At 45.3% G+C, this 20,864-nt stretch carries 21 protein-coding genes; 1 reads left to right on the top strand and 20 read right to left on the bottom strand.

The features are described 5' to 3' along the window. Nucleotides 1–24: 24 nt before the first annotated feature. From sucD to GK047_RS05785, 3 genes are all read right to left on the bottom strand, one after another. Nucleotides 25–957, bottom strand: a complete 933-nt coding sequence (gene sucD / locus GK047_RS05795; RefSeq protein WP_163942441.1) for a succinate--CoA ligase subunit alpha — start codon at nucleotides 955–957, stop codon at nucleotides 25–27. 49 nt (nucleotides 958–1,006) lie between these two features. Then, entirely contained in the window at nucleotides 1,007–2,167 is a 1,161-nt protein-coding gene (gene sucC, locus GK047_RS05790) for an ADP-forming succinate--CoA ligase subunit beta (RefSeq protein ID WP_163942438.1), read from the bottom strand. Nucleotides 2,168–2,452: 285 nt separating this feature from the next. Beyond that, nucleotides 2,453–2,713, bottom strand: coding sequence for a hypothetical protein (locus tag GK047_RS05785; RefSeq protein ID WP_240343763.1), 261 nt, complete (start codon nucleotides 2,711–2,713; stop codon nucleotides 2,453–2,455). 188 nt (nucleotides 2,714–2,901) lie between these two features. Here GK047_RS05785 and GK047_RS05780 point away from each other — a divergent pair, with 188 nt between their 5' ends. Further along, nucleotides 2,902–4,467: a YifB family Mg chelatase-like AAA ATPase gene (locus GK047_RS05780; protein WP_163943683.1), complete on the top strand. Its 1,566-nt coding sequence runs from the start codon at nucleotides 2,902–2,904 to the stop codon at nucleotides 4,465–4,467. 136 nt (nucleotides 4,468–4,603) lie between these two features. Here GK047_RS05780 and GK047_RS05775 read toward each other — a convergent pair whose 3' ends face one another. The 17 genes from GK047_RS05775 to fabF all read right to left on the bottom strand — a co-directional run bounded on the left by GK047_RS05775 (nucleotide 4,604) and on the right by fabF (nucleotide 20,793). After that, complete coding sequence (locus GK047_RS05775) at nucleotides 4,604–4,981, bottom strand: YraN family protein (protein ID WP_163942436.1); 378 nt, start codon at nucleotides 4,979–4,981, stop codon at nucleotides 4,604–4,606. After that, nucleotides 4,978–5,295, bottom strand: a complete 318-nt coding sequence (locus GK047_RS05770) for an EscU/YscU/HrcU family type III secretion system export apparatus switch protein (RefSeq protein WP_163942433.1) — start codon at nucleotides 5,293–5,295, stop codon at nucleotides 4,978–4,980. Before GK047_RS05770 ends, GK047_RS05775 begins: the two co-directional genes overlap by 4 nt. Next, entirely contained in the window at nucleotides 5,292–7,169 is a 1,878-nt protein-coding gene (locus GK047_RS05765; protein ID WP_163942430.1) for a type IV pilus assembly protein FimV, read from the bottom strand. Before GK047_RS05765 ends, GK047_RS05770 begins: the two co-directional genes overlap by 4 nt. Nucleotides 7,170–7,264: 95 nt before the next feature. Continuing rightward, nucleotides 7,265–7,906 carry a ribonuclease HII gene (locus GK047_RS05760; RefSeq protein ID WP_163942427.1) on the bottom strand — a complete coding sequence of 214 codons (642 nt, stop codon included), beginning with the start codon at nucleotides 7,904–7,906 and terminating at the stop codon, nucleotides 7,265–7,267. A gap of 179 nt (nucleotides 7,907–8,085) precedes the next feature. Beyond that, nucleotides 8,086–8,955 (bottom strand): ribosome biogenesis GTPase YlqF, encoded by an 870-nt coding sequence (gene ylqF / locus GK047_RS05755; RefSeq protein ID WP_163942424.1) that lies wholly within the window; start codon nucleotides 8,953–8,955, stop codon nucleotides 8,086–8,088. A gap of 14 nt (nucleotides 8,956–8,969) precedes the next feature. Then, nucleotides 8,970–9,587 (bottom strand): signal peptidase I, encoded by a 618-nt coding sequence (gene lepB / locus GK047_RS05750; protein ID WP_163942421.1) that lies wholly within the window; start codon nucleotides 9,585–9,587, stop codon nucleotides 8,970–8,972. Between the two features lie 90 nt (nucleotides 9,588–9,677). Further along, on the bottom strand, nucleotides 9,678–10,019 hold the full coding sequence (gene rplS, locus GK047_RS05745) for a 50S ribosomal protein L19 (RefSeq protein ID WP_079408683.1): 342 nt from the start codon (nucleotides 10,017–10,019) through the stop codon (nucleotides 9,678–9,680). A 166-nt stretch (nucleotides 10,020–10,185) separates the two neighbouring features. After that, nucleotides 10,186–10,944, bottom strand: coding sequence for a tRNA (guanosine(37)-N1)-methyltransferase TrmD (gene trmD, locus GK047_RS05740; protein ID WP_163942418.1), 759 nt, complete (start codon nucleotides 10,942–10,944; stop codon nucleotides 10,186–10,188). After that, a complete protein-coding gene (rimM, locus tag GK047_RS05735) occupies nucleotides 10,941–11,456 on the bottom strand; it encodes a ribosome maturation factor RimM (RefSeq protein WP_163942415.1) in 516 nt (171 codons plus the stop codon). Before rimM ends, trmD begins: the two co-directional genes overlap by 4 nt. 93 nt (nucleotides 11,457–11,549) lie before the next feature. Then, nucleotides 11,550–11,780: a KH domain-containing protein gene (locus tag GK047_RS05730; protein ID WP_163942413.1), complete on the bottom strand. Its 231-nt coding sequence runs from the start codon at nucleotides 11,778–11,780 to the stop codon at nucleotides 11,550–11,552. Between the two features lie 26 nt (nucleotides 11,781–11,806). Then, the gene (gene rpsP / locus GK047_RS05725) at nucleotides 11,807–12,079 is read right to left on the bottom strand and encodes a 30S ribosomal protein S16 (protein WP_163942410.1); all 273 of its coding nucleotides are present in this window, start codon (nucleotides 12,077–12,079) and stop codon (nucleotides 11,807–11,809) included. 39 nt (nucleotides 12,080–12,118) lie between these two features. After that, complete coding sequence (ffh, locus tag GK047_RS05720; RefSeq protein WP_163942407.1) at nucleotides 12,119–13,477, bottom strand: signal recognition particle protein; 1,359 nt, start codon at nucleotides 13,475–13,477, stop codon at nucleotides 12,119–12,121. Between the two features lie 22 nt (nucleotides 13,478–13,499). After that, on the bottom strand, nucleotides 13,500–13,835 hold the full coding sequence (locus GK047_RS05715) for a putative DNA-binding protein (RefSeq protein WP_205516489.1): 336 nt from the start codon (nucleotides 13,833–13,835) through the stop codon (nucleotides 13,500–13,502). A 179-nt stretch (nucleotides 13,836–14,014) separates the two neighbouring features. Further along, a complete protein-coding gene (ftsY, locus tag GK047_RS05710; protein WP_163942404.1) occupies nucleotides 14,015–15,004 on the bottom strand; it encodes a signal recognition particle-docking protein FtsY in 990 nt (329 codons plus the stop codon). A 116-nt stretch (nucleotides 15,005–15,120) separates the two neighbouring features. Continuing rightward, a complete protein-coding gene (smc, locus tag GK047_RS05705; protein ID WP_163942401.1) occupies nucleotides 15,121–18,693 on the bottom strand; it encodes a chromosome segregation protein SMC in 3,573 nt (1,190 codons plus the stop codon). Between the two features lie 101 nt (nucleotides 18,694–18,794). Further along, nucleotides 18,795–19,496, bottom strand: coding sequence for a ribonuclease III (rnc, locus tag GK047_RS05700; RefSeq protein ID WP_163942398.1), 702 nt, complete (start codon nucleotides 19,494–19,496; stop codon nucleotides 18,795–18,797). Nucleotides 19,497–19,557: 61 nt separating this feature from the next. Continuing rightward, complete coding sequence (gene fabF, locus GK047_RS05695; protein ID WP_163942396.1) at nucleotides 19,558–20,793, bottom strand: beta-ketoacyl-ACP synthase II; 1,236 nt, start codon at nucleotides 20,791–20,793, stop codon at nucleotides 19,558–19,560. Nucleotides 20,794–20,864 lie beyond the last annotated feature (71 nt).

The raw sequence follows: 20,864 nt of genomic DNA, 5'->3' as shown, positions 1-20,864 counted from the left end.
GTTGCTTACCTTCGTTAGAAGTAACTATTTTTTTGTAATTACTTTTTCAAGCAAGCCTTTTTCTTCTAACACGCTAACAAGCGTAGAGCCCATCTCAGATGGCGTTGCTGCCACTCTGATTCCGCATCTTTCCATAGTAGCAACTTTCTCAGCCGCAGTACCTTTACCACCGGAAATAATAGCGCCCGCGTGGCCCATACGTTTTCCTGGAGGTGCAGTTTTACCACCGATGAAGCCAACTACTGGTTTCGTCATGTTCGCTTGAACCCACTCAGCTGCTTCTTCCTCAGCGGTTCCGCCGATTTCACCAATCATAATCACAGCGTAAGTATCTGGATCGTCATTAAAACGGCTAAGAATATCGATAAACTCAGACCCTTTGACAGGATCCCCACCGATACCAACAGCAGAAGATTGTCCAATTCCACGCGTTGTCAATTGATGAACAGCCTCATACGTCAGTGTGCCAGAACGGGAAACAACGCCAACGTGACCTGGCGTATGAATATAGCCTGGCATAATACCAATTTTGCACTCGCCTGGCGTAATCACGCCTGGGCAGTTAGGTCCGATCAGAACAGTTCTTTTGCCTTCCATGTAACGTTTAACGTTAACCATGTCAAGAACAGGAATACCTTCTGTAATACAGATTACGAGATCAAGATCTGCGTCTACCGCTTCAATGATCGATTCTGCTGCAAATGCAGGGGGTACATAAATAACAGATGCTGTCGCACCAGTTGCGTTTTTCGCATCGATTACAGTGTTGAAAACTGGAAGCTGAACAACTTCACCATTTTCCAATGTAATATCTACTTTTGTTCCGCCTTTACCTGGGGTAACGCCACCAACCATTTGTGTGCCGTAGTCAAGGCCGCCTTTGGTATGAAACAACCCCGTAGCGCCGGTAATCCCTTGAGTAATGACTTTTGTATGTTTATTGACCAAAATACTCATGATCTTTTGTTCACATCCCCTATATTATTTGAAACCACTCGGGTTTTAATTATTTCACAAGTGCAACGATTTTTTGAGCGCCATCAGCCATGGAATCAGCTGCAACGATGTTTAAACCGGATTCATTAAGAATTTTTTTACCTAGTTCAACATTCGTACCTTCAAGACGAACAACGAGCGGACGAGAAAGTCCAAGCTCTCTAGCTGCCGCCACAACGCCATCAGCGATAACATCACAACGCATAATACCACCAAAAATGTTAACAAAAATACCCTTAACTTGATCATCGGAAAGGATGATTTTAAAAGCTTCAGTTACTTTCTCCTTCGTAGCACCGCCCCCTACGTCAAGGAAGTTAGCAGGGTCTCCGCCGTAGTGCTTGATAATGTCCATAGTGGCCATTGCAAGTCCTGCACCGTTAACCATACAACCGATATTCCCATCTAAAGCAATGTAGCTAAGGTCATATTTAGAAGCTTGAATTTCTTTCGCATCTTCCTCTTCGAGGTCACGAAGCTCAACAATGTCCTTATGACGGAACAATGCATTGGAGTCAAAATTAAGTTTTGCATCCAGCGCCATAACGTCTCCTGAACCCGTAACAACAAGTGGATTAATTTCTGCGATAGAACAATCTTTTTCTACAAATGCTTTATAAAGAGCGAGCATAAATTTAACCGCTTTGTTTACAAGTTCATTAGGAATGTTAATGGAATAAGCAAGTCTACGCGCTTGGAAAGCTTGAAGACCGATTGCTGGATCCACAACTTCTTTGAAAATTTTCTCTGGAGAATGCTCGGCTACTTCTTCAATTTCAGTACCGCCTTCTTCAGAAGCCATCAACACAACGCTACCTGTAGCGCGGTCAACAACAGCACCTACATAATATTCTTTTTTAATGTCACAACCTTCTTCGATTAGAAGGCGTTTTACTTCTTTACCCTCAGGTCCTGTTTGGTGTGTAACAAGCACTTTTCCAAGAATTTCAGTAGCATATGTACGAACTTCATCGAGGTTTTTGGCTACCTTGACGCCGCCTGCTTTACCGCGACCTCCGGCATGAATTTGCGCCTTTACAACGACGACAGATGTTCCGAGTTCTTTTGCCGCTTCAACGGCTTCGTCAACAGTAAAAGCAACTTTGCCTTTAGGAACGCTGACTCCGTACTGTCTCAGGACTTCTTTGCCTTGGTACTCATGGATATTCATTTCCTAAAATCCTCCTATCAGTATGGACTTTCTAAACGTGCTATACAGGGGAAAAGTGTAATTCCCTAATTTCACTGTGCACGAAATAAATCTTGTTGCCGGAATTAGTATCACACTTCTTCACAAGCCCTAACCATTGTATCACTAATTTTCGACAGTTTCCTTATTTTTTTCGTTAATCCGTTAGAAGTTTCCTTTCACGCTGAAAAACTTTAGCTATCACTTCCGATGCAAAAAGAAAGACGTATTTTTCATTAATTGAAAAATACGTCCCACGAAATCATCCTAATAAATGCTTGTGGTTACCGTGTTAATTCGCGGCTCGCGCTCAGCTTGCTTAATGAAGCGTAATTCATTACCTATAAAATTGCAGACCAAACATTGGATCGTTGGCTCTGCTTCTGCTATAGGATCGGGTTCTTTAAACTCCATAATGCCACCGGAAAGAGCGTCTTTCAGGAATGATTGTGCATAACTAGTAATAACGCTGAACTTGATTCGATTCGAGCGACAATTGGGACAAAAATACGGTTTTTCCTGCATCATTATCACCTCTAGCTCCAGTATGTGCATGTTCTTGTATTTTAAAACACCATCCTGACTCTAATAATTGCGTAATTTTACCATTTTCGTGTACAATGATTATTAAATAAACGGATCAATAAGGAAGCACCTTTTATCCTTTGGAAAAGCAGTTGCATACGCTGCTCAACTTATCGAGGGAAGGTGTTTTTTTGTACGGAAAAGTGATGAGTGCTTGCCTACAAGGCATAGAAGGGCAAACTATAGAGGTTGAAGTTGACATTTCGAGTGGCTTGCCCCAAATTAATTTAGTCGGTCTGCCGGACTCCGCAGTGCGAGAATCCGTCGAGAGGGTCCGTTCTGCAATCAAAAATTGCGGATTTACCTTTCCAATGGATCGCATTACTGTCAACCTAGCTCCAGCCGACCTCCGTAAAGAAGGATCATCTTTCGATTTAGCCATTGCATTAGGGATTCTCATAACAACTGGACAAGTTCCTATGGACAACTTTCAAACTACAGTGCTCGTTGGAGAACTTGCCCTAGATGGTACACTGAGGCCTATTCCAGGTGTTCTCTCTATGGTACACGCCGCCAAACGAATTGGGATGAACCGTGTCTGCTTACCTACTGCAAACGCTGCCGAAGCGGCTCTTATCTCTGATATGCAGGTTTGTGTAGTAAGAAATCTTTCCGATTTCAAACGATGGGATGAGCTTTCTCTGAACGAATTTATATACAATGAAACCACTCCTAAGAAGAACGAAAATTCAACTTTTTACACCGACGCCAACGCTGCCGACGATTACGCCGACGTTAGCGGACAGCATCAAGTAAAACGGGCGATGATGATCGCAGCTGCTGGCATGCATAATATTTTACTCATCGGTCCTCCTGGCACAGGTAAAACAATGTTAGTCAAGCGTATGTCTTCCATCCTGCCAGCTATGTCCGACAAAGAGGCCTTGGAGGTTACTAAAATATACAGTGCCTCCGGCAAACTGCTCGACCGAACGTCTCTCATGCGCAAGCGACCCTTTCGGGCCCCTCATCATACAATTTCTGCTGCAGGTCTTGTCGGTGGGGGCACAGTGCCCAAACCAGGTGAAGTCAGTCTCTCCCACAGAGGCATCCTTTTTCTCGACGAGCTGCCCGAATTTACGCGCAATGCCTTAGAAGTTCTGAGACAGCCGCTGGAAGAACGTTATGTAACTATTGCTAGGGCACGCGCTGTTTATACATTCCCCTCTCATTTCATCCTTGCGGCGGCCATGAACCCTTGTCCGTGCGGCTACTGGGGTTCTGAAACGGAAGCAAATCGATGTACATGCAGTCCTTTAAAAATTATTCAATACCGCTCTAAAATATCAGGCCCCCTGCTCGATCGAATTGATCTTCATGTTGAAGTACCTAAACCAAGCTATACACAATTGAAAGAACAATCTAATCCCTTGTCGTCTAATGATATGTTTGAAGGAGTACGAATCGCCCATGATAGGCAGCAGAAGCGATATACAGGTACAGGTATTCAGTACAATAACGAGCTTGGCGGAAAAATGCTTCGCCAACTATGTAGATTAACATCGGAAGGCGATATTTTGTTAAGTGCTTCTTTTGAATCATTGGGGTTAAGTGTTAGAGCCCATGACCGCATATTAAGATTAGCTCTCACTATTGCAGATTTGGAGCAAAGCGACATCATTTTACCTGAACATGTCGCCGAGGCGATCCAATACCGAAATCTCGATAAAAAGCATGCTGTTCAAGAAAGCTTTTAAAAACCTCCAGGTTATGCTTTAAGCTCCTACATGAATGGGTATAACGAGTTAAGGGATCACGATGCTAAGATTACAGCCAAAAGTTACAACAATAGACAAAAAGAGCCTTCAGACTCATCGCGCCGACAGAGATGGGTCAAAAGGCTCCTTGCATATGCTCAATTTGAGGTTCGTTTCTCTCTGGAGATAGTTCTACGGTTATGACATCCAGACGAACTCGCGCTTCATGCTTCTTATAGCGGTGCAAATAATATTGTGCTGTTTCTCTAACCTTCAATTGCTTCCGATAATCAATTGATTCTTTGGCTATTCCGAAGCTTGAAGAAGGTCTTCTCGTTCTGACTTCTACAAACACCAATACCCCCTCAAACTCCGCAACAATATCAAGTTCACCTGTTCGACATCGCCAGTTTCGGGCCACAATGGCATACCCTTGTTCGCTAAGAAAATGGGCTGCAAGCTCTTCGCCATGTTTACCCAGCTGCCTTCGATCATCTTTGTGCGAACGCATCATAACGGATTCCTCGCTCGATTCATCCGGTTATCTGAACGATAAATGAAACTAAGCACCTCAGCCACCAATTGATACAGTTCAGGGGGGATTTCTTGATCTATTTCAAGTTTCGAAAGCACCTCGACCAAGGACGAATCCTCTTGGATCGGAACCCCGTTTTCCTTAGCTTTTTGTAAAATAGTATCTGCCAGATGGCCTTTACCCTTAGCGATGATCGTTGGCGCTTTTTGCGCGTCTGGTGCATATCGCAGAGCAACAGCTTTCTTGATGGGTGTCTGATTTTGTTCAGCCTTTGGATCTCGTTGATAGGTCATGCGCGGAAATCCACTCCTTTGTAGGGCTTAGGCTCATACAAAGATCGAAGATCCGCTCTATTTCCTTCTAGTATTCCCTGTCCTTGTTTCGCACCATCGCTATCTTTAACAGCCGGAAGTGTCGGATAAGGTGAGCATTTTAAAGAGAGGAATTGGTATCCTACCTTTTGCATGGCAGACGTTATTTCTTCCTTCGAGCTTTCCATTAGAGCAGCGATGGCAGGATGGTCATTATGAACGTTCAAGCTAACAATTTTATTCACGACATGAACATCCAATAAAGTGTTGCCCATGGCTTTCATTTGTAAATCAAACAATAGCCTGCAATTGTTTGCATCCACTTCTCCTCGTTTCCCTTTACGCGATTGAATGTGAACTGAAGCAGATTGTTGACCTGTTCCATCCATAAAAGGGATAAATAAGGTCAGGTGTGCAAACATAGAACTTTTATCACCGGTTAACATAAGCTGCTGACCGGTTATTTGGTTAATGACTTGCTGAGCGGCTTCTTTGAGTGGCGCAGGCGTGTCATCTGAGGCCGTCAATTGAAGCAGAAGACTCTTAAGTGTATCTGCTGCGGGTTTAATGGAATCGGAGTCTGGCTGTGAATCCGGTCGGAGAATCGCATTCTGCAAATCATCCATTTCACTTCTTGGGTTAATAGTAGCACCCACTCGATCGTCTGCTAGCTTCGCTAGATGCGACTCATGCTCGACGCCTACGGCTTTGAGCATCTTGCTGATCCAGTTCGGCTCTGGATCAGTACCCTCTTTACTAAGATCAGCGCTTCGCTGCTGAGTCTCTGAGGACTCTGCTGCCTTCGGCTTAGCAACTGATGGCGTAAGCTCTGGCGAAGCCACCTTGGGCGCTTCACTTTCAACCACAGGCTCAGCGCTTAGGGACTGCGCCTTGAGTAACTCTGCCGCCAGAGCTGGGCGGATGGTTGTTGCTTGCGTCGGCACGGGCGGCTGCGCCGCGCCAGCGGCAGGAGCCTCCGCGCGAGGCGCAGCGGAGGTCAAGGCTTCACCCGCAGCAGCAATGACTGCGGGTGTCACAGAAGCGGCAGGAGCGGGAGCACTGCCGCTAGGGATAGCCGACAGTGGCGCTCCTGTAGGAGCCACTGTCGGCTTAATGCCACCTGCCTGCGAAACAGCAGGCGGAATCGTAGCCGCAGCCTCCGGCTGACGAGGGGGCCACGTTGCTGCGGCGGTAGCCCGTAGCTCCTTCAGCAGAGATACCACTTGCTTCATCGTGTCTCCCTCTGGATGAGCTGGCTGCGCTTCAAGCAGGGCTGACGCTTCCTGCTCCAGACGCTGGAGCAATTGCCCAACGGCAGGCCCTGTTGTCGCTTGTCGAATTGCAGATACAGTTGCCTGCGTCAAGGGTAAATCCTTCTTAAAGGCAAGAACAGCGGCTTGTGCCCATTCCTCCTTACTACCCTCAGGCACTTTGCTTAGCAAGGAAGCAAAAGATTCGACATTTTCTTTGGATATCGGAACGCCTGCCTGCTGCATGGTTTGAAGCATTTGGCGGTTAGATGCCGTATCTTTTAAAGAAAAAGCCTTAAGCAGCTCGTTAAACGACTCATCGGCAATTAGTACATCCGAAGCCATAAGCGGTTTCAACATGATCTGACCATTGTTAGACTCAGGCTGAACTTGGAGCATCGTCACATCCCCTTGTTTAAGAGGCGTCTCTAATTTTGCCCGAACCTGCACACCACCTATATTAATAAGCGCATCTTGATCACTGAGCAGTTGCAGAACAACGCCCTTCACAATTTGACCTACTTTTAATTCCAACACTTTACTTTCAGAAGCCGTTAGCTCTCCAACCAGGCCCCGAATTAATCCACTAATATTCAATCTAGTCACCTCAAGCCTTCGTTTGCACATTTATGTATATTATCGGTAACTGCTTACCTTTTGTTTACACAGGAAACATTCCATTGATTTTCATACTCAGGTCATTAAAACAACTCTAATTGCTGTTCCTTTCGCTCTTCGAAACCCTGCTCAATTGGAGTCATCACTTTTCGAATAAACAACTTACGATGTAACGCTGTTGGACCATAACGAATTAACATTTCTCTATGATGTTTGGTCGCATATCCCTTATGTACAGCAATTCCGTATTCGGGGTAAAGGTTGTCCCACTCTAAACACATTCGATCTCTTGTCACCTTAGCAATGATAGAAGCTGCTGCGATGGACTGACTGCATGCATCTCCATGAATAATTGAGCTTTGTTCGATGTCTACATCTATGTTCTCCGCATCAATAAGCAAAAAGTCAGGCACTTCCTTTAACTTCTCGACAGCCTGCTTCATCGCGAGTCTTGATGCTTGTTTTATATTAATCTTTTCAATCATTTCAACATCGACAATACCTATACCTACGGCTATTGACTCAGACATAATTTGATCGTAAAGAAGATCACGCTTCTTTTCAGAAAGCTTTTTCGAATCATTAATTCCATCGCACACATATCCGACAGGAAGGATAACAGCTGCGGCCACAACAGCGCCAAATAAACATCCTCTGCCTACCTCATCAATCCCTGCTATATGCGTAAAACCTTGCCCCCAAAATTGTTTTTCATGCTCAAGCAACGGCTCCCGCCCCTTTCAATCTCTTTATTATAATGGATTGGCATGCAGTCGAGCCATCAAAAAGAATTTGGTATTATTTTCAGTAACGCGTATTCTCACATTACATAAAAAAAACCACCCCTGAAGCAGCTTCGCCAGCTGAAACAGGAAGTGACCTTTTTTGTTCATTACTGAACGGATTATAATTCGGACGGTCTTTCCATCGAAATGCGTCCCATCTTACCCGCGCGAAGATCACGAAGAATGATCAAAGAAGCTTTGTCTAAATCCACTCGCCCACCGCTCACGATCGCTCCGCGCTTACGTCCAATAGCTTCCATTACCTTAACGACTTCATTGATATTTTCCAAGTCATGCGGAAGTTCTTCAATGCCAAATCGTTCTTGTAGGCCGCGGCCGTAGTTACGAACCAAATATTTAATCACAAAAAGCGCAATTTCATCCAAATGAAGAAGCTCTTCTTTAATCGCTCCCGTAGCAGCCAATCTCATGCCAACCATCTGGTCTTCGAATTTAGGCCACAAAATACCTGGCGTGTCGAGAAGATCCATCTCCGTACCGACTTTAATCCATTGCTGCCCTTTGGTTACACCTGGCTTATCGCCAGTCGCGGCAATTCTCTTGCCTGCTAATTGGTTAATAAGCGTCGATTTCCCAACATTCGGAATCCCAACAATAAGTGCTCTTACCGCACGAGGATTGATCCCCTTACGAATTTGAGTAGCAATTTTGTCAGCCCATAACTCTTTGACGCGGGGTAATATTTCTTTCACTTGCGTACCCGTCGCTGCATCAATAGGCAAAGCTTGAAAACCTTGATCTGCAAAATAACGAACCCAGTCCGCCGTTACTTGCGGATCAGCCAAGTCGTGCTTATTCAGCAGCACCAATCTCGGCTTACCCTTTAATATTTCATCTACCATTGGGTTCCGGCTGGAGAGTGGAATGCGGGCATCCAAGAGCTCTATTACGACATCGATAAGCTTAAGCTTATCTTCAATCTGCCTTCGAGCCTTAGTCATGTGGCCGGGAAACCATTGAATGGTCATATTATTTTATCACCTCAAAAATGTATAAAACTGATTTTGTTCACCGGCCAGAAAATGACTTCAGCACGGCCAACAATTTTGTCAAAAGGAACGAAACCTACTCTTTTATCGCGGCTATCCTTACTATTCGAGCGATTATCCCCCATTGCAAACACTTCATTTTCTGGTATTTTCGTCTCTGGGAAGTTAGCCAATGTATTGTATGCATGTCCTTCTTTAGCGGCTTGCTCAACCGCTTCTTTGATAAAAGCTTGATCAATCTCTTGCCCATTGATATAAACTTTATCTCCATCGACTTTTACCGTTTCGCCTGGAAGACCAATAACTCGTTTGATGTAATCTTTCCCTTCTGGCGCATGGAACACGATAACTTCTCCACGCTTAGGCGTACGAATATCATAAACAATTTTGTTCACTATGAGTCGTTCACCGGTAAAGAAATTGGGACGCATCGAGTCCCCATCAACGATAAACGGAGAAAATAGGAACCAGCGGATGATTATGACCAACACACCGGCAATGACTAATGCCTTTATCCATTCCCACGTCTCATTCTTCGTTGATTTGGTAACGGCTACGGTAGATGATGAGCCTGACTCTTGAATAGGCTGCTCTTGATCTTTCTGTTCCATCACTGATTGCCTCTTTTCCAGTTTTGGTTTATGTATGTATAAGCTTTTAGAAACGAAAAGGAGACTTGCCTGAACAAGCCCCCCAGTTTCTTATCGAATTTCTTTAATTCTTGCTGCTTTACCACGAAGACCACGCAGATAATAAAGTTTCGCACGACGAACTTTACCACGACGAGCCACTTCGATTCTGTCAATCTTCGGAGAGTGGAATGGGAATGTTCTTTCCACACCTACGCCGTAAGAAATTTTACGAACGGTAAATGTTTCGCTAATTCCACCACCGTGGCGTTTAATAACAACACCTTCGAATAGTTGAATACGCTCACGTGTACCCTCGATAACTTTTACGTGTACTTTCAGTGTGTCGCCTGGACGGAAATTAGGGATATCCGTACGCAGTTGTTCCTTCGTAATCTCTTGAATCAGATTCATAGTTGACTTCCTCCTTCCACACAGGTGTTCATTCCGCTAATCTACGATGTCAGTCTTAGTTGCTATGCGTAGAGGACCACCAGACTCAAACTTAAAAATTCACAACAGAATATATATTACCATATAGAAACTAGAAATTCAATAGAGAAGTTTTGGGGGCGAGCCGCTACTCTTCGTTCTGTTTTTTCCATTCTTCAATCCATAGCTTTTCTTCTTTGGTAAACGCACGGCCTTGAAGCAAATCAGGCCTTCTATCCAAGGTTCGAAACAGCGATTGCTGCATCCGCCAACGCTTCACATTCGCATGATGACCAGATAACAAAATCTCAGGCACTTCCCATTCTCTGAACTTAACAGGTCTTGTGTAATGGGGGTATTCCAGCAAGCCTGTACTAAAAGAATCGGTCACCGCTGAGAGTTCATTGCCAAGCACACCAGGAAGAAGCCTCGCTACGCTGTCTATAACGACCATAGCGGGCAATTCCCCACCAGTTAATACATAATCACCTATAGATAGCTCGTCGGTCACCAGGTACTGTCTGATACGTTCATCATAACCTTCATAATGACCACATATGAAAACAAGATGCTGCTCAGAAGAAAGTTCCTCTGCGATACGCTGTGTAAATGTAGCTCCTTGCGGGCACATCAGAATAACTCTTGGTTTGACCGACTCGGCTTGCTCAGCTACATAATGAGCAGACAACTCCTCTACTGCGGCAAATATAGGCTCAGGTTTCAGAACCATCCCGCCACCGCCACCATAAGGATAATCATCAACGGTGTTATGCTTATTATTCGAATAATCTCGAAAATTAACAGTATTTAATGAAACAATTCCCTTATCTCGCGCTTTCCCTAAAATACTTGATGAAAAAACACCTTCAAACATCTCAGGAAACAGGGTTAATACATCAATCCTCATTCCAACAGCCCTTCCATCAAATGAATGAGAATTGTCTTATTCGCAACGTCCACATTCAGCACAACCTCATCAATAACCGGAAGCAGCAGTTGTTTGCCCTTTGCTAAAGATACCACCCATACATCATTAGCGCCCGGGGTCAATATTTCGGAAATGAGACCTAATTCTTGGCCTTCCTCCGTTACGACCTTACACCCTACGATTTCATGGTAATAATATTCTCCCTCATCTAGAGGTTGTTGATACTTCTCTTCCATTTTGAGCAAAGCGCCTTTGAATTTCTCGACTTCATTAATATCGGAAAATTGCTTGAACTGCAGAATATACATATTTTTATGTAAGCGGGACGTTTGGATGGTCACCGGCGTTTGCTTGTTTTGTGAATCTACAATAACCAGTGTATTGCCTTGATCAAATCGTTCTGGAAAATCCGTTTCAGACACTACTTTCAGTTCGCCGCGCACGCCATGTGTATTAACTATTCTACCTATCGTAAAAAGCTTCTCACTCATACTTGTTTTGACCGACCTCCATCATTTATTCCATACCTATACAACCATTATAATACAAGAAAAAGGTTAGGAACAAACTCCTAACCCTCTCCCTTATGAAACAATCTCTACAGCAACACGTTTAGTTTCTTTCACTGCTGCCGAGGTGACAACCGTGCGGAGCGATTTCGCAATTTTCCCCTGCTTACCAATCACTTTACCGACATCGTCAGGGTGAACGGAAAGCCTGTACTCGATCTTGTCATCCTTCTCCACAACAGTGACACGCACTTCTTCCGGATGATCAACAAGAGCCTTAGCAATTACCGTGATAAGATCCTTCATGAACACACCCTCCGAAAGATAACAGATTACTTCTGTAATTTCAGTTCGTGAAATTTAGTCATCAGACCTGCTTTACTAAACAGACTGCGAACTGTATCGGATGGTTGCGCGCCAGTTTGAAGCCATTTCAGCGCTTTCTCTTCATCAAGAGTTACTGCTGCTGGTTGAGCAACTGGATTGTAAGTACCGATTTCTTCGATAAAACGACCGTCACGCGGGGAACGGGAATCCGAAACAACCACACGGTAAAAAGGAGCTTTGTGAGCGCCCATACGTTTAAGACGAATACGTACTGCCATGAAAAATCACCTCCTACTTAGAATAAAAGCAAACTTTATTTAAAAAGGGAATTTAAACCCTTTGCCTAACTTTTTCATTCCTTTGGCGCCTTTTGGCCCCATCATGCCAGAAAATTGCTTCATCATCTTGCGCATATCATCAAATTGCTTGATAAAGCGGTTGACTTCTTGCACGGAATTACCGCTGCCAATCGCAATCCGTTTGCGACGATTCGCATTCAGGAGCTCAGGCTTGCGCTTTTCTTCCTTGGTCATCGATTTCACAATAGCTTCAACGCGCGCCATCTGCTTTTCGTCAACCTTCATATCTTTCATGCCCTTGATTTTATTAGCACCAGGGAGCATATCCATAATTTGATCAAGAGGACCTAGCTTCTTTACTTGCTCCATTTGATCAAGGAAATCTTCGAAGGTGAATTCGGCGTTGCGCATCTTACGCTCCATCTCTTTCGCCTTATCCATATCGATTCCCGCTTGCGCTTTCTCAATCAACGTTAGTACGTCACCCATGCCGAGAATTCGTGAAGCCATCCGATCTGGGAAGAAGGGTTCCAGAGCATCCATCTTTTCACCGCTTGCGGCAAACTTGATCGGACAACCCGTCACAGCTTTAACCGATAACGCCGCACCACCGCGAGTATCTCCGTCCAGCTTCGTCAAGACAACACCCGTCAGCTCAAGTTGTTGATGAAAACTTTCTGCTACATTAACAGCATCCTGCCCTGTCATCGCATCCACAACGAGTAAAATCTCATCAGGCTCAACAGCTATGCGGACATTTTTCAGCTCGTCCATCAAGTTTTCATCGATGTGCAAACGTCCTGCCGTATCGATAATGACATAATCATTGCCGTTATCTTTAGCATGCTGCAAGCCAGCTTTAGCGATATCCACCGGGTTAACTTGGTCACCCATCGCAAACACAGGAACTTTCAATTGCTCGCCAAGCACCTCTAACTGCTTGATAGCAGCCGGACGGTAGATGTCACAAGCAACAAGAAGCGGCCTGTGATTCTGTTTTTGCAATAGCTTTGCCAATTTACCAGATGTTGTTGTCTTACCTGCCCCTTGCAAACCCGCCATCATAATAACGGTTGGCGGACGGTTAGAGCGAGCAAGCTTGCTTTGCGTACCGCCCATGAGCGCTGTAAGCTCTTTGTTTACTATATCAATAACAACCATGCCCGGTGTAAAAGACTTCATCACTTCTTGGCCGATTGCTTGCTCCTTCACCTTAGCGATGAAGTCCTTCACCACTTTGAAGTTAACGTCCGCTTCAAGCAGTGCCAATCGAACCTCGCGAAGCGCTTCGCCTACATCTTCTTCTGACAGCTTACCTTTGCTTCTCAGCTTGCCAAACACGTTCTGCAGTCGGCTCGCTAATCCTTCAAATGCCATGCGCTTCACCCCTACCTTTGCTTCAATCGATCCCTACCATTGTATCAAAAAGCTCGTTCGTTTTCCTCTTTAGCTCCGGTTCGCACGTATCCAAGATCTGTATTAACTCTTCTCGAAGCTTCATACGAAGTTCGTGCTTATGTAAGAGCTTCAATTTGCTTTCATACTCATGCAGCGTTTGTTCGGCTCTTTTAATATGTTCATAAACCGCCTGGCGGCTAATTGCTGAATTCTCGGCAATTTCTCCGAGTGAATAATCATCATGGAAGTACAATTGGAGAAATGTTCGCTGCTTCTCAGTCAATAATGGTTCATAAAAATCAAACAGTAGGTTAATCCTATTCGTTTTTTCCAACATTTGATCCACAGGCACCATAGCCACCTCCGTAAAGGTTGAACCCTTGACAGCAGCACAACAGAACCTATCATACTGAATTCCAAGACCAATGTCAAGCAATTGACCTTGTCAGTTGTTAAGAAAAAAATCCTCGCTTTCCAACACCCGGTTAGCAAGGATTTTACTATGAAAATATAACGTTAGTTGTTTTCTTTTGGCTCATTCATCCACTTGCCGAAAAGAGCATGAACAAACTGCTCGGAATCAAAAGGTTGCAGATCGTCCATCTTTTCACCTAGCCCTACAAACTTAACAGGAAGTGAGAGCTCCTGGCGTATCGCTACAACGATTCCTCCTTTAGCAGTTCCGTCGAGTTTAGACAGCACTAGGCCCGTAAGACCTGTTTTATCGCCAAAAAGCTTCGCTTGGCTGAGTGCATTTTGTCCTGTAGTCGCGTCCAAAACGAGAATAACCTCGTGGGGAGCATCCGGCACCTCGCGTTGAATAACGCGATAGATTTTATTTAGCTCCTCCATCAAGTTCACTTTATTTTGCAAGCGACCTGCCGTATCACACAACAAAATATCGACGCCACGCGTCTTCGCAGCCTGTACCGCATCGAACATGACCGCGGCAGGATCTGCACCAGACTGCTGCTTAATGACATCCACGCCGACGCGCTGGCCCCAAGTCTCCAATTGCTCAATAGCACCTGCACGGAATGTGTCGCCTGCAGCCATAAGCACTTTTTTCCCTTGGGACTTAAACATATGAGCCATCTTACCAATCGTTGTCGTCTTGCCTACACCATTGACGCCGACAAACAAAATAACGGACAATCCGTTCGGGTTTAGGTTGAGTCCAGTGCCCGCGTCGCCTTTGAGTAATTCAATAAGCTTTTCAGAAAGAATTGGCTGAAGCTCCCCTGGATCTTCAATTTTACGCTTTTTCACTTCAACGCGAAGTTCATCGATCAGCTTTAGCACTGTGTTAACCCCAACATCAGCGCCAATCAAAATCTCTTCAAGCTCCTCATAGAAATCCTCGTCAATCTTTTTGCGGCGGCTGAACAAATCGTCAACACGATCCACAAACGCGTCCCGCGTCTTCGCAAGTCCCTCTTTAAACTTGTTAGTCACGATTTCAGCCTTACTGGAAATACTATCTTTTAATCGTTTAAAAAAACTCATGGTTCCTCCTAAAAGTTTGACTACTAAAACAGAAAACTAACTTCCCAAGCATATTCTTCATTTAACTTATTCGCAGCTCGTTAAGTAAGTATGAGTAAATGATATCGTTCGTTATTCTATGCGGACACGACAGCTTCCTCGTCTTCTAAACGAACAGAAACGAGCTTGGAAACGCCGCCCTCCTGCATCGTTACACCGTAAAGCACATCCGCTTCTTCCATTGTGCCTTTACGGTGGGTCACGACGATAAACTGAGTCATCTCTGAGAATTCCCTTAAGTACTCTGCAAACCGGGATACGTTCGCTTCATCCAAGGCAGCCTCGACTTCGTCAAGTACGCAAAAGGGCACAGGTTTGACACGAATGATCGAGAACAGCAGCGCGATCGCTGTCAGTGCGCGCTCACCGCCAGAAAGCAACTGAAGATTTTGCAGTTTTTTGCCAGGCGGTTGGGCTACGATCTCAATTCCAGTATCAAGAAGATTCTCGGGCTCCGATAAGATCAAGTCCGCACGTCCGCCGCCAAACAGCTTAGCGAATACGATACCAAAATGGGAACGAATAGCGTCAAACGTTGTTTTAAAACGTTTGGACATTTCTTGATCCATTTCACGTATGACTTGATATAACGTCGTTTTCGCTTCAATTAAATCATTCTTCTGACTGTTCAAGAAATCATAACGCTCTGACACGCGTGCAAATTCTTCAATGGCTCCGAGATTTACTTCACCTAGCGATGAAATCTCTCGTTTCAGCTCGCGGACACGATTTTGCGTGCCTGCGATGTCCTCAGGAACAGGATAACGTACCTTGGCAAGCTCATAACTCAGCTCATATTCTTCTCCGAGCTTTTTCAATAGGTTATCAAGCTCGACATCAAGTCGGGTGACCCGAACCTCAGTTTGGTGCAAACTCTCCTCCACCTGCTTGAGCTGGATACGCTGAGCGCGAGTTTCATTTTCTTCTTGCTCCAACTTCTGGAGCCAGTCTGCTCGTCCTGCACGCTTGTAATCAATTTGTTCAGCACATTGTTGCTTTTTGAGCTTGAGATCATTGAGCAGTTCCACTTGCTGCACCGTTTCTTGCTCGAGCGCTTCCATATCCTGTTCCAACTGTTGCAATAGTTGAGCATTTGTTTCCAGCTCTCGAAGCACGTCGGATAAGTCCTGCTGCAAACGGCGCTGCTGATCTTGCAATGACTGCTTCTCTTGTGAAGTTGACGCCACACTCACCTTCAAATCTGTGAGTTGGCTCTGCAGCTCTTCCTTCTCCGATTCACTTGCTTTACGGGAGATCTCAGCTTCACGAATTGCTTGCTGCAAAGAGGCCTCTTCTTCCTGAAGCTCAGCCAAGCTATCCTCGGACTCCACTTTCTTCCGCGCAAAATCAGCTTGTTCGGCAAGGAGTGAGCCCCGATCCTGACTATCTAGCGTGAGTTGTTCCTCTACCGTTCTATTCTCCGCCTCCAACGGGTTAAGCTCCGCAAGAATTTGCTGTTCAGCAATCCGTCTCTGTTCCCCAAGCTGGCGAAGCTGTTCAATCGTCATCATATCGTCTGTGATTTCACGTTTCATAGAGGAGGTTTTATCTCGCAAACCGCCCAACTGCTGCTCAGAGGTCTTGATTTCTTGGTCAAGCTCCTCAATTTGCCGTTGTCGACCTAACAAGCTAGTCGTCTTCTTCTGCAAACTTCCCCCTGTCATCGATCCTCCTGGATTGACAACATCGCCTTCTAACGTAACAACGCGATACCGATATTGTGCTTTGGCCGCAATATGGTTGGCTTCTTCTAGACTTTGCGCTACAACCACGTTACCAAGCAAACTGGAGAAAATATTTTGATAAGTAGGGTCAAACTCAATCAAATCAACTGCGATACCGACAAAACCTTTAGCCGATTTCAAGGATCCGATTTCATGATCCGATATGGAGCGGCCACGAATAACATTCATTGGCAGGAAGGTAGCTCGTCCCATTTGACGACGCTTCAGAAAAGCAATCGCCTCTCGTCCGTCGGCTTCCGTCTCTACGACGATATTCTGTAACGCACCGCCAAGCGCTGTTTCGATAGCAATCTCCACGTCAGCAGGCACCTTAACAAGCTCGGCTACAGCCCCACGAATCCCTTTCAAGTCTTTGCGTGTTTTCGCTTTCAGAACTTCTTTAACACCTTGCATAAAGCCATCATAATCATTGGCCATTTCTTTCATCGTGTCGCGGCGTGAAGTTAATGCGTCGAGCTTTTGCTCCCATTTGCGCACCATACTTTGCGCTTCATCTAATAAGCCCTGCTTAGATTTTAGGTTTTGTGACAACTGGACATACCGCTGACGATCATTTTCGATTTCTGCTACGGTCTCTTCTAGTTTTGCCGTTAATTCTTGCTTGCGATGCGCAATTTTCTCCCGCTGTTCCGCCCACTTTTGGCGTTCCTCATCGAGTCTTTCCAATCTGCGTCCAATACTTTCCGTTTGTTGCTCCGCATAACGAATTTCATTGCGCGCTTGCGCCATCCGGTTGAGCGTTTCCAGCAATTCGCCCTTTAACTGATCTTCGGGTGCTGAACTAATCCCTCCATTGACCCCAAGCAATCGCTGTTCTTCTGCATTTAATTTGGCTTGAAACTCAAAAAGCTGGGCACCAATTTGAATGATCTTTTCACGCTGCTCCACAAGCTCTGCTTCCTTATCAGCTTTGCGTTGCTCCTGCGAAACAACTACACTCATTAGCTGCTGTCGATTGGCGACATAGTTCTTTTTACGTTCTTTAAGAACCTCGCCATGACCTTCGCTTTTTTCGAATTCTTCACTTAATTGAAGTAAACTCTCTTGCAGCTTTTCAAGTTCCTCTTCGAGGCTGCGCGTTTCCCATCGATGCTTTTCCAAATGAGCATCGTGTTGATTCACAATTGTGGCCAACTCTGTTTGTTCTATACGCAGCTTTTCCAATTTTTGCGTTGCTTCGTTCCATGATAGATAAATCTGATCGATCTGGTGCACATACATGGAGATCTCGCTGCTTTTCAGCTTCTCACGCAACTCTTTAAATCGGATGGCTTTCTCTGATTGATCGCGAAGCGGTTCAATTTGATCCTCAAGCTCAGACACCAGATCATGAATCCGTAATAAGTTTTGCTCTGTATCGCTCAGCTTCTTTTCAGCTTCACGTTTACGTGATTTATATTTTACAATCCCGGATGCTTCTTCAAAAATGCCCCGACGATCTTCCGACTTTGTGCTTAATATCTCTTCGATACGTCCTTGCCCAATAATCGAATAGGCTTCTTTCCCAATACCTGTATCCATAAAGAGCTCCGTAATATCTTTCAGGCGGCAGGGCTGCTTATTAATCAAATATTCGCTTTCCCCGCTGCGATGCACTCTTCGAGTAACCGTCACCTCGTTAAAATCCAAAGGAAGCGATTGCGAGCTATTATCCAACGTTAGGGATACTTCACCATAATTAACCGCTCTACGTGCATCACTACCTGCAAAAATAACATCTTCCATTTTACCGCCGCGTAGAGACTTCGCACTTTGCTCCCCAAGCACCCAGCGAATACCATCAGAAATGTTACTTTTACCGCTGCCGTTCGGACCTACCACCGCGGTGATCCCGCGCACGAATTCCAGCTCTGTCCGGTCCGCGAAAGACTTAAATCCGGATAATTCAATCCGCCTTAAAAACATGGTCTCACCTCAAAAATTATTGTAACATATCCCTTATGAAATAAGACATAAAAACAAAAAAGGCAGCCGCAGCCGCCTTTTTTAGCAACAATGTACATCCATTACCGCTCAACAGCAACATTAAGCTTGGACAGCGCCTGAGCGGCAGCCTGCTGTTCAGCTTCCTTCTTGGAACGGCCAACGCCAGTCCCTAGAAGCGAAGCCTCCATGTATACTTCTGCTACAAACTCACGTTCATGCGCAGGGCCCCGTTCATTAACGATGCGGTATTCTAGAGATCCCATGTTGTGATGCTGTGTATGCTCTTGCAGTTGTGTCTTGTAGTCGATGACAAGCAGCTTACCTTCACTGGAAATTTTAGTGAATACATGGCGCTTAAGAAACACTTTTACACTATCAAGCCCCTGATCCAAGTAAAGCGCACCGATAAACGACTCGAATACATCGGCAAGAAGTGCTGGACGCGAGCGTCCTCCTGTCAACTCCTCACCTTTGCCCAGTAGGACAAACGCGCCAAAATCCAAATCTTCAGCGAACGTAACGAGGGAAGGCTCACACACGATAGACGCTCTGAGTTTGGTCAACTCGCCTTCCGTACGGCTTGGATATGTATCATATAAAAATTCAGAAACGGTCAGCTCCAAAACGGCATCCCCCAGAAACTCCAAACGCTCGTTGTCCTTATGTCCAGCGATGCGATGTTCGTTGACATAAGAGGAATGTGTAAATGCCTGCTTCAGCAGCTCCGATTTACGAAAACTAATGCCTATTCGTTGCTGCAGCTCTTTAATATCACGGTTCATTTCCTTGTTTCACCACCCAGAGAGAATGATATTCCGTTATCTTTCTTCGTAGGAAGGCAATTTATGCTTCAAACCTTTTCAAGATAATCGTTGCATTATGTCCGCCAAAACCGAAGGAGTTCGACATTGCGATGTCGACTTGCGCCTCACGTGCTGTATTCGGCACATAATCCAAATCACATTCAGGATCTTGATTGTCTAAATTGATCGTTGGCGCAATCAGATTATTAGAAATAGTCAAACCACAAACGACAGCCTCTACGCCTCCTGCAGCACCAAGCAAGTGACCTGTCATGGATTTCGTAGAGCTCACAGCCACTTTGTACGCGTGATCCCCAAAAGTCTTCTTAATCGCTATAGTTTCTGATTTATCTCCAGCTGACGTTGAAGTTCCGTGGGCATTAATATAATTAATTGCTTCTGGTGCAATGCCTGCATCTTTGATCGCTTTAGCCATACAACGCGCAGCGCCGTCTGGATCTGGATCAGTCATATGATAAGCGTCGCCGCTCATTCCGTAACCAATCACTTCAGCGTAAATATGAGCTCCGCGCTGCTCCGCATGTTCAAGCGACTCCAAAATAAGAACTCCGGCGCCCTCTCCCATGACAAAACCATCACGATCGGTATCAAACGGACGGCTTGCCAAATGCGGCTCCTCGTTACGCGTAGACATCGCCCGAAGTGCACAGAAGCCTGCGACACCAATAGGCGTAATCGTCGCTTCGGCACCGCCGCAAATCATCACGTCGGCGTCGCCTCTTTGAATCATTTTGAACGAATCTCCAATGGAATGCGTGCCTGTTGCACAGGCAGTTACCGCTGTACTGTTGGGCCCCTTCGCTCCGGTAATCATTGAGATATAGCCAGATGCCATATTCGCAATCATCATCGGAATGAAGAAAGGCGAAACACGCTTAGGTCCTTTTTCCAACAGAATGCGGTGCTGTTCCTCCCACGTATTCAAGCCACCAATACCAGAACCTACAGAGACGCCCACGCGCTCAGGATCAGTACCTGCTTTCACGTCTAATTTCGCGTCTTTAAGCGCGTTGAGTGCTCCTGCAACTGCGAATTGGACGAAACGATCCATCTTGCGTGCATCTTTGCGATCTACATAATTCTCAATATTAAAATCTTTTACCTCAGCGGCAATGCGAGTTGGGTATTCGCTTACATCAAAGTTTTCAATGCTGCTGATGCCCGATTTCCCTGATGTCAGGTTACCCCAAAACGTTTCTAAATCTTGACCAAGGGCAGTAACTACGCCCATACCTGTAATTACAACTCTGTTCATTTGTTCCACCTCTATGTAGAAAAGCATCGTTTTTTTGTGAATGGAAAATGGAGAGAAGTCCCGTCTTGAAA

Origin of the sequence: Paenibacillus sp. SYP-B3998 (assembly GCF_010820665.1) — a bacterium.
Taxonomy (GTDB): domain Bacteria; phylum Bacillota; class Bacilli; order Paenibacillales; family NBRC-103111; genus Paenibacillus_E.
This window is presented reverse-complemented; position numbering and strand designations above follow the sequence as displayed.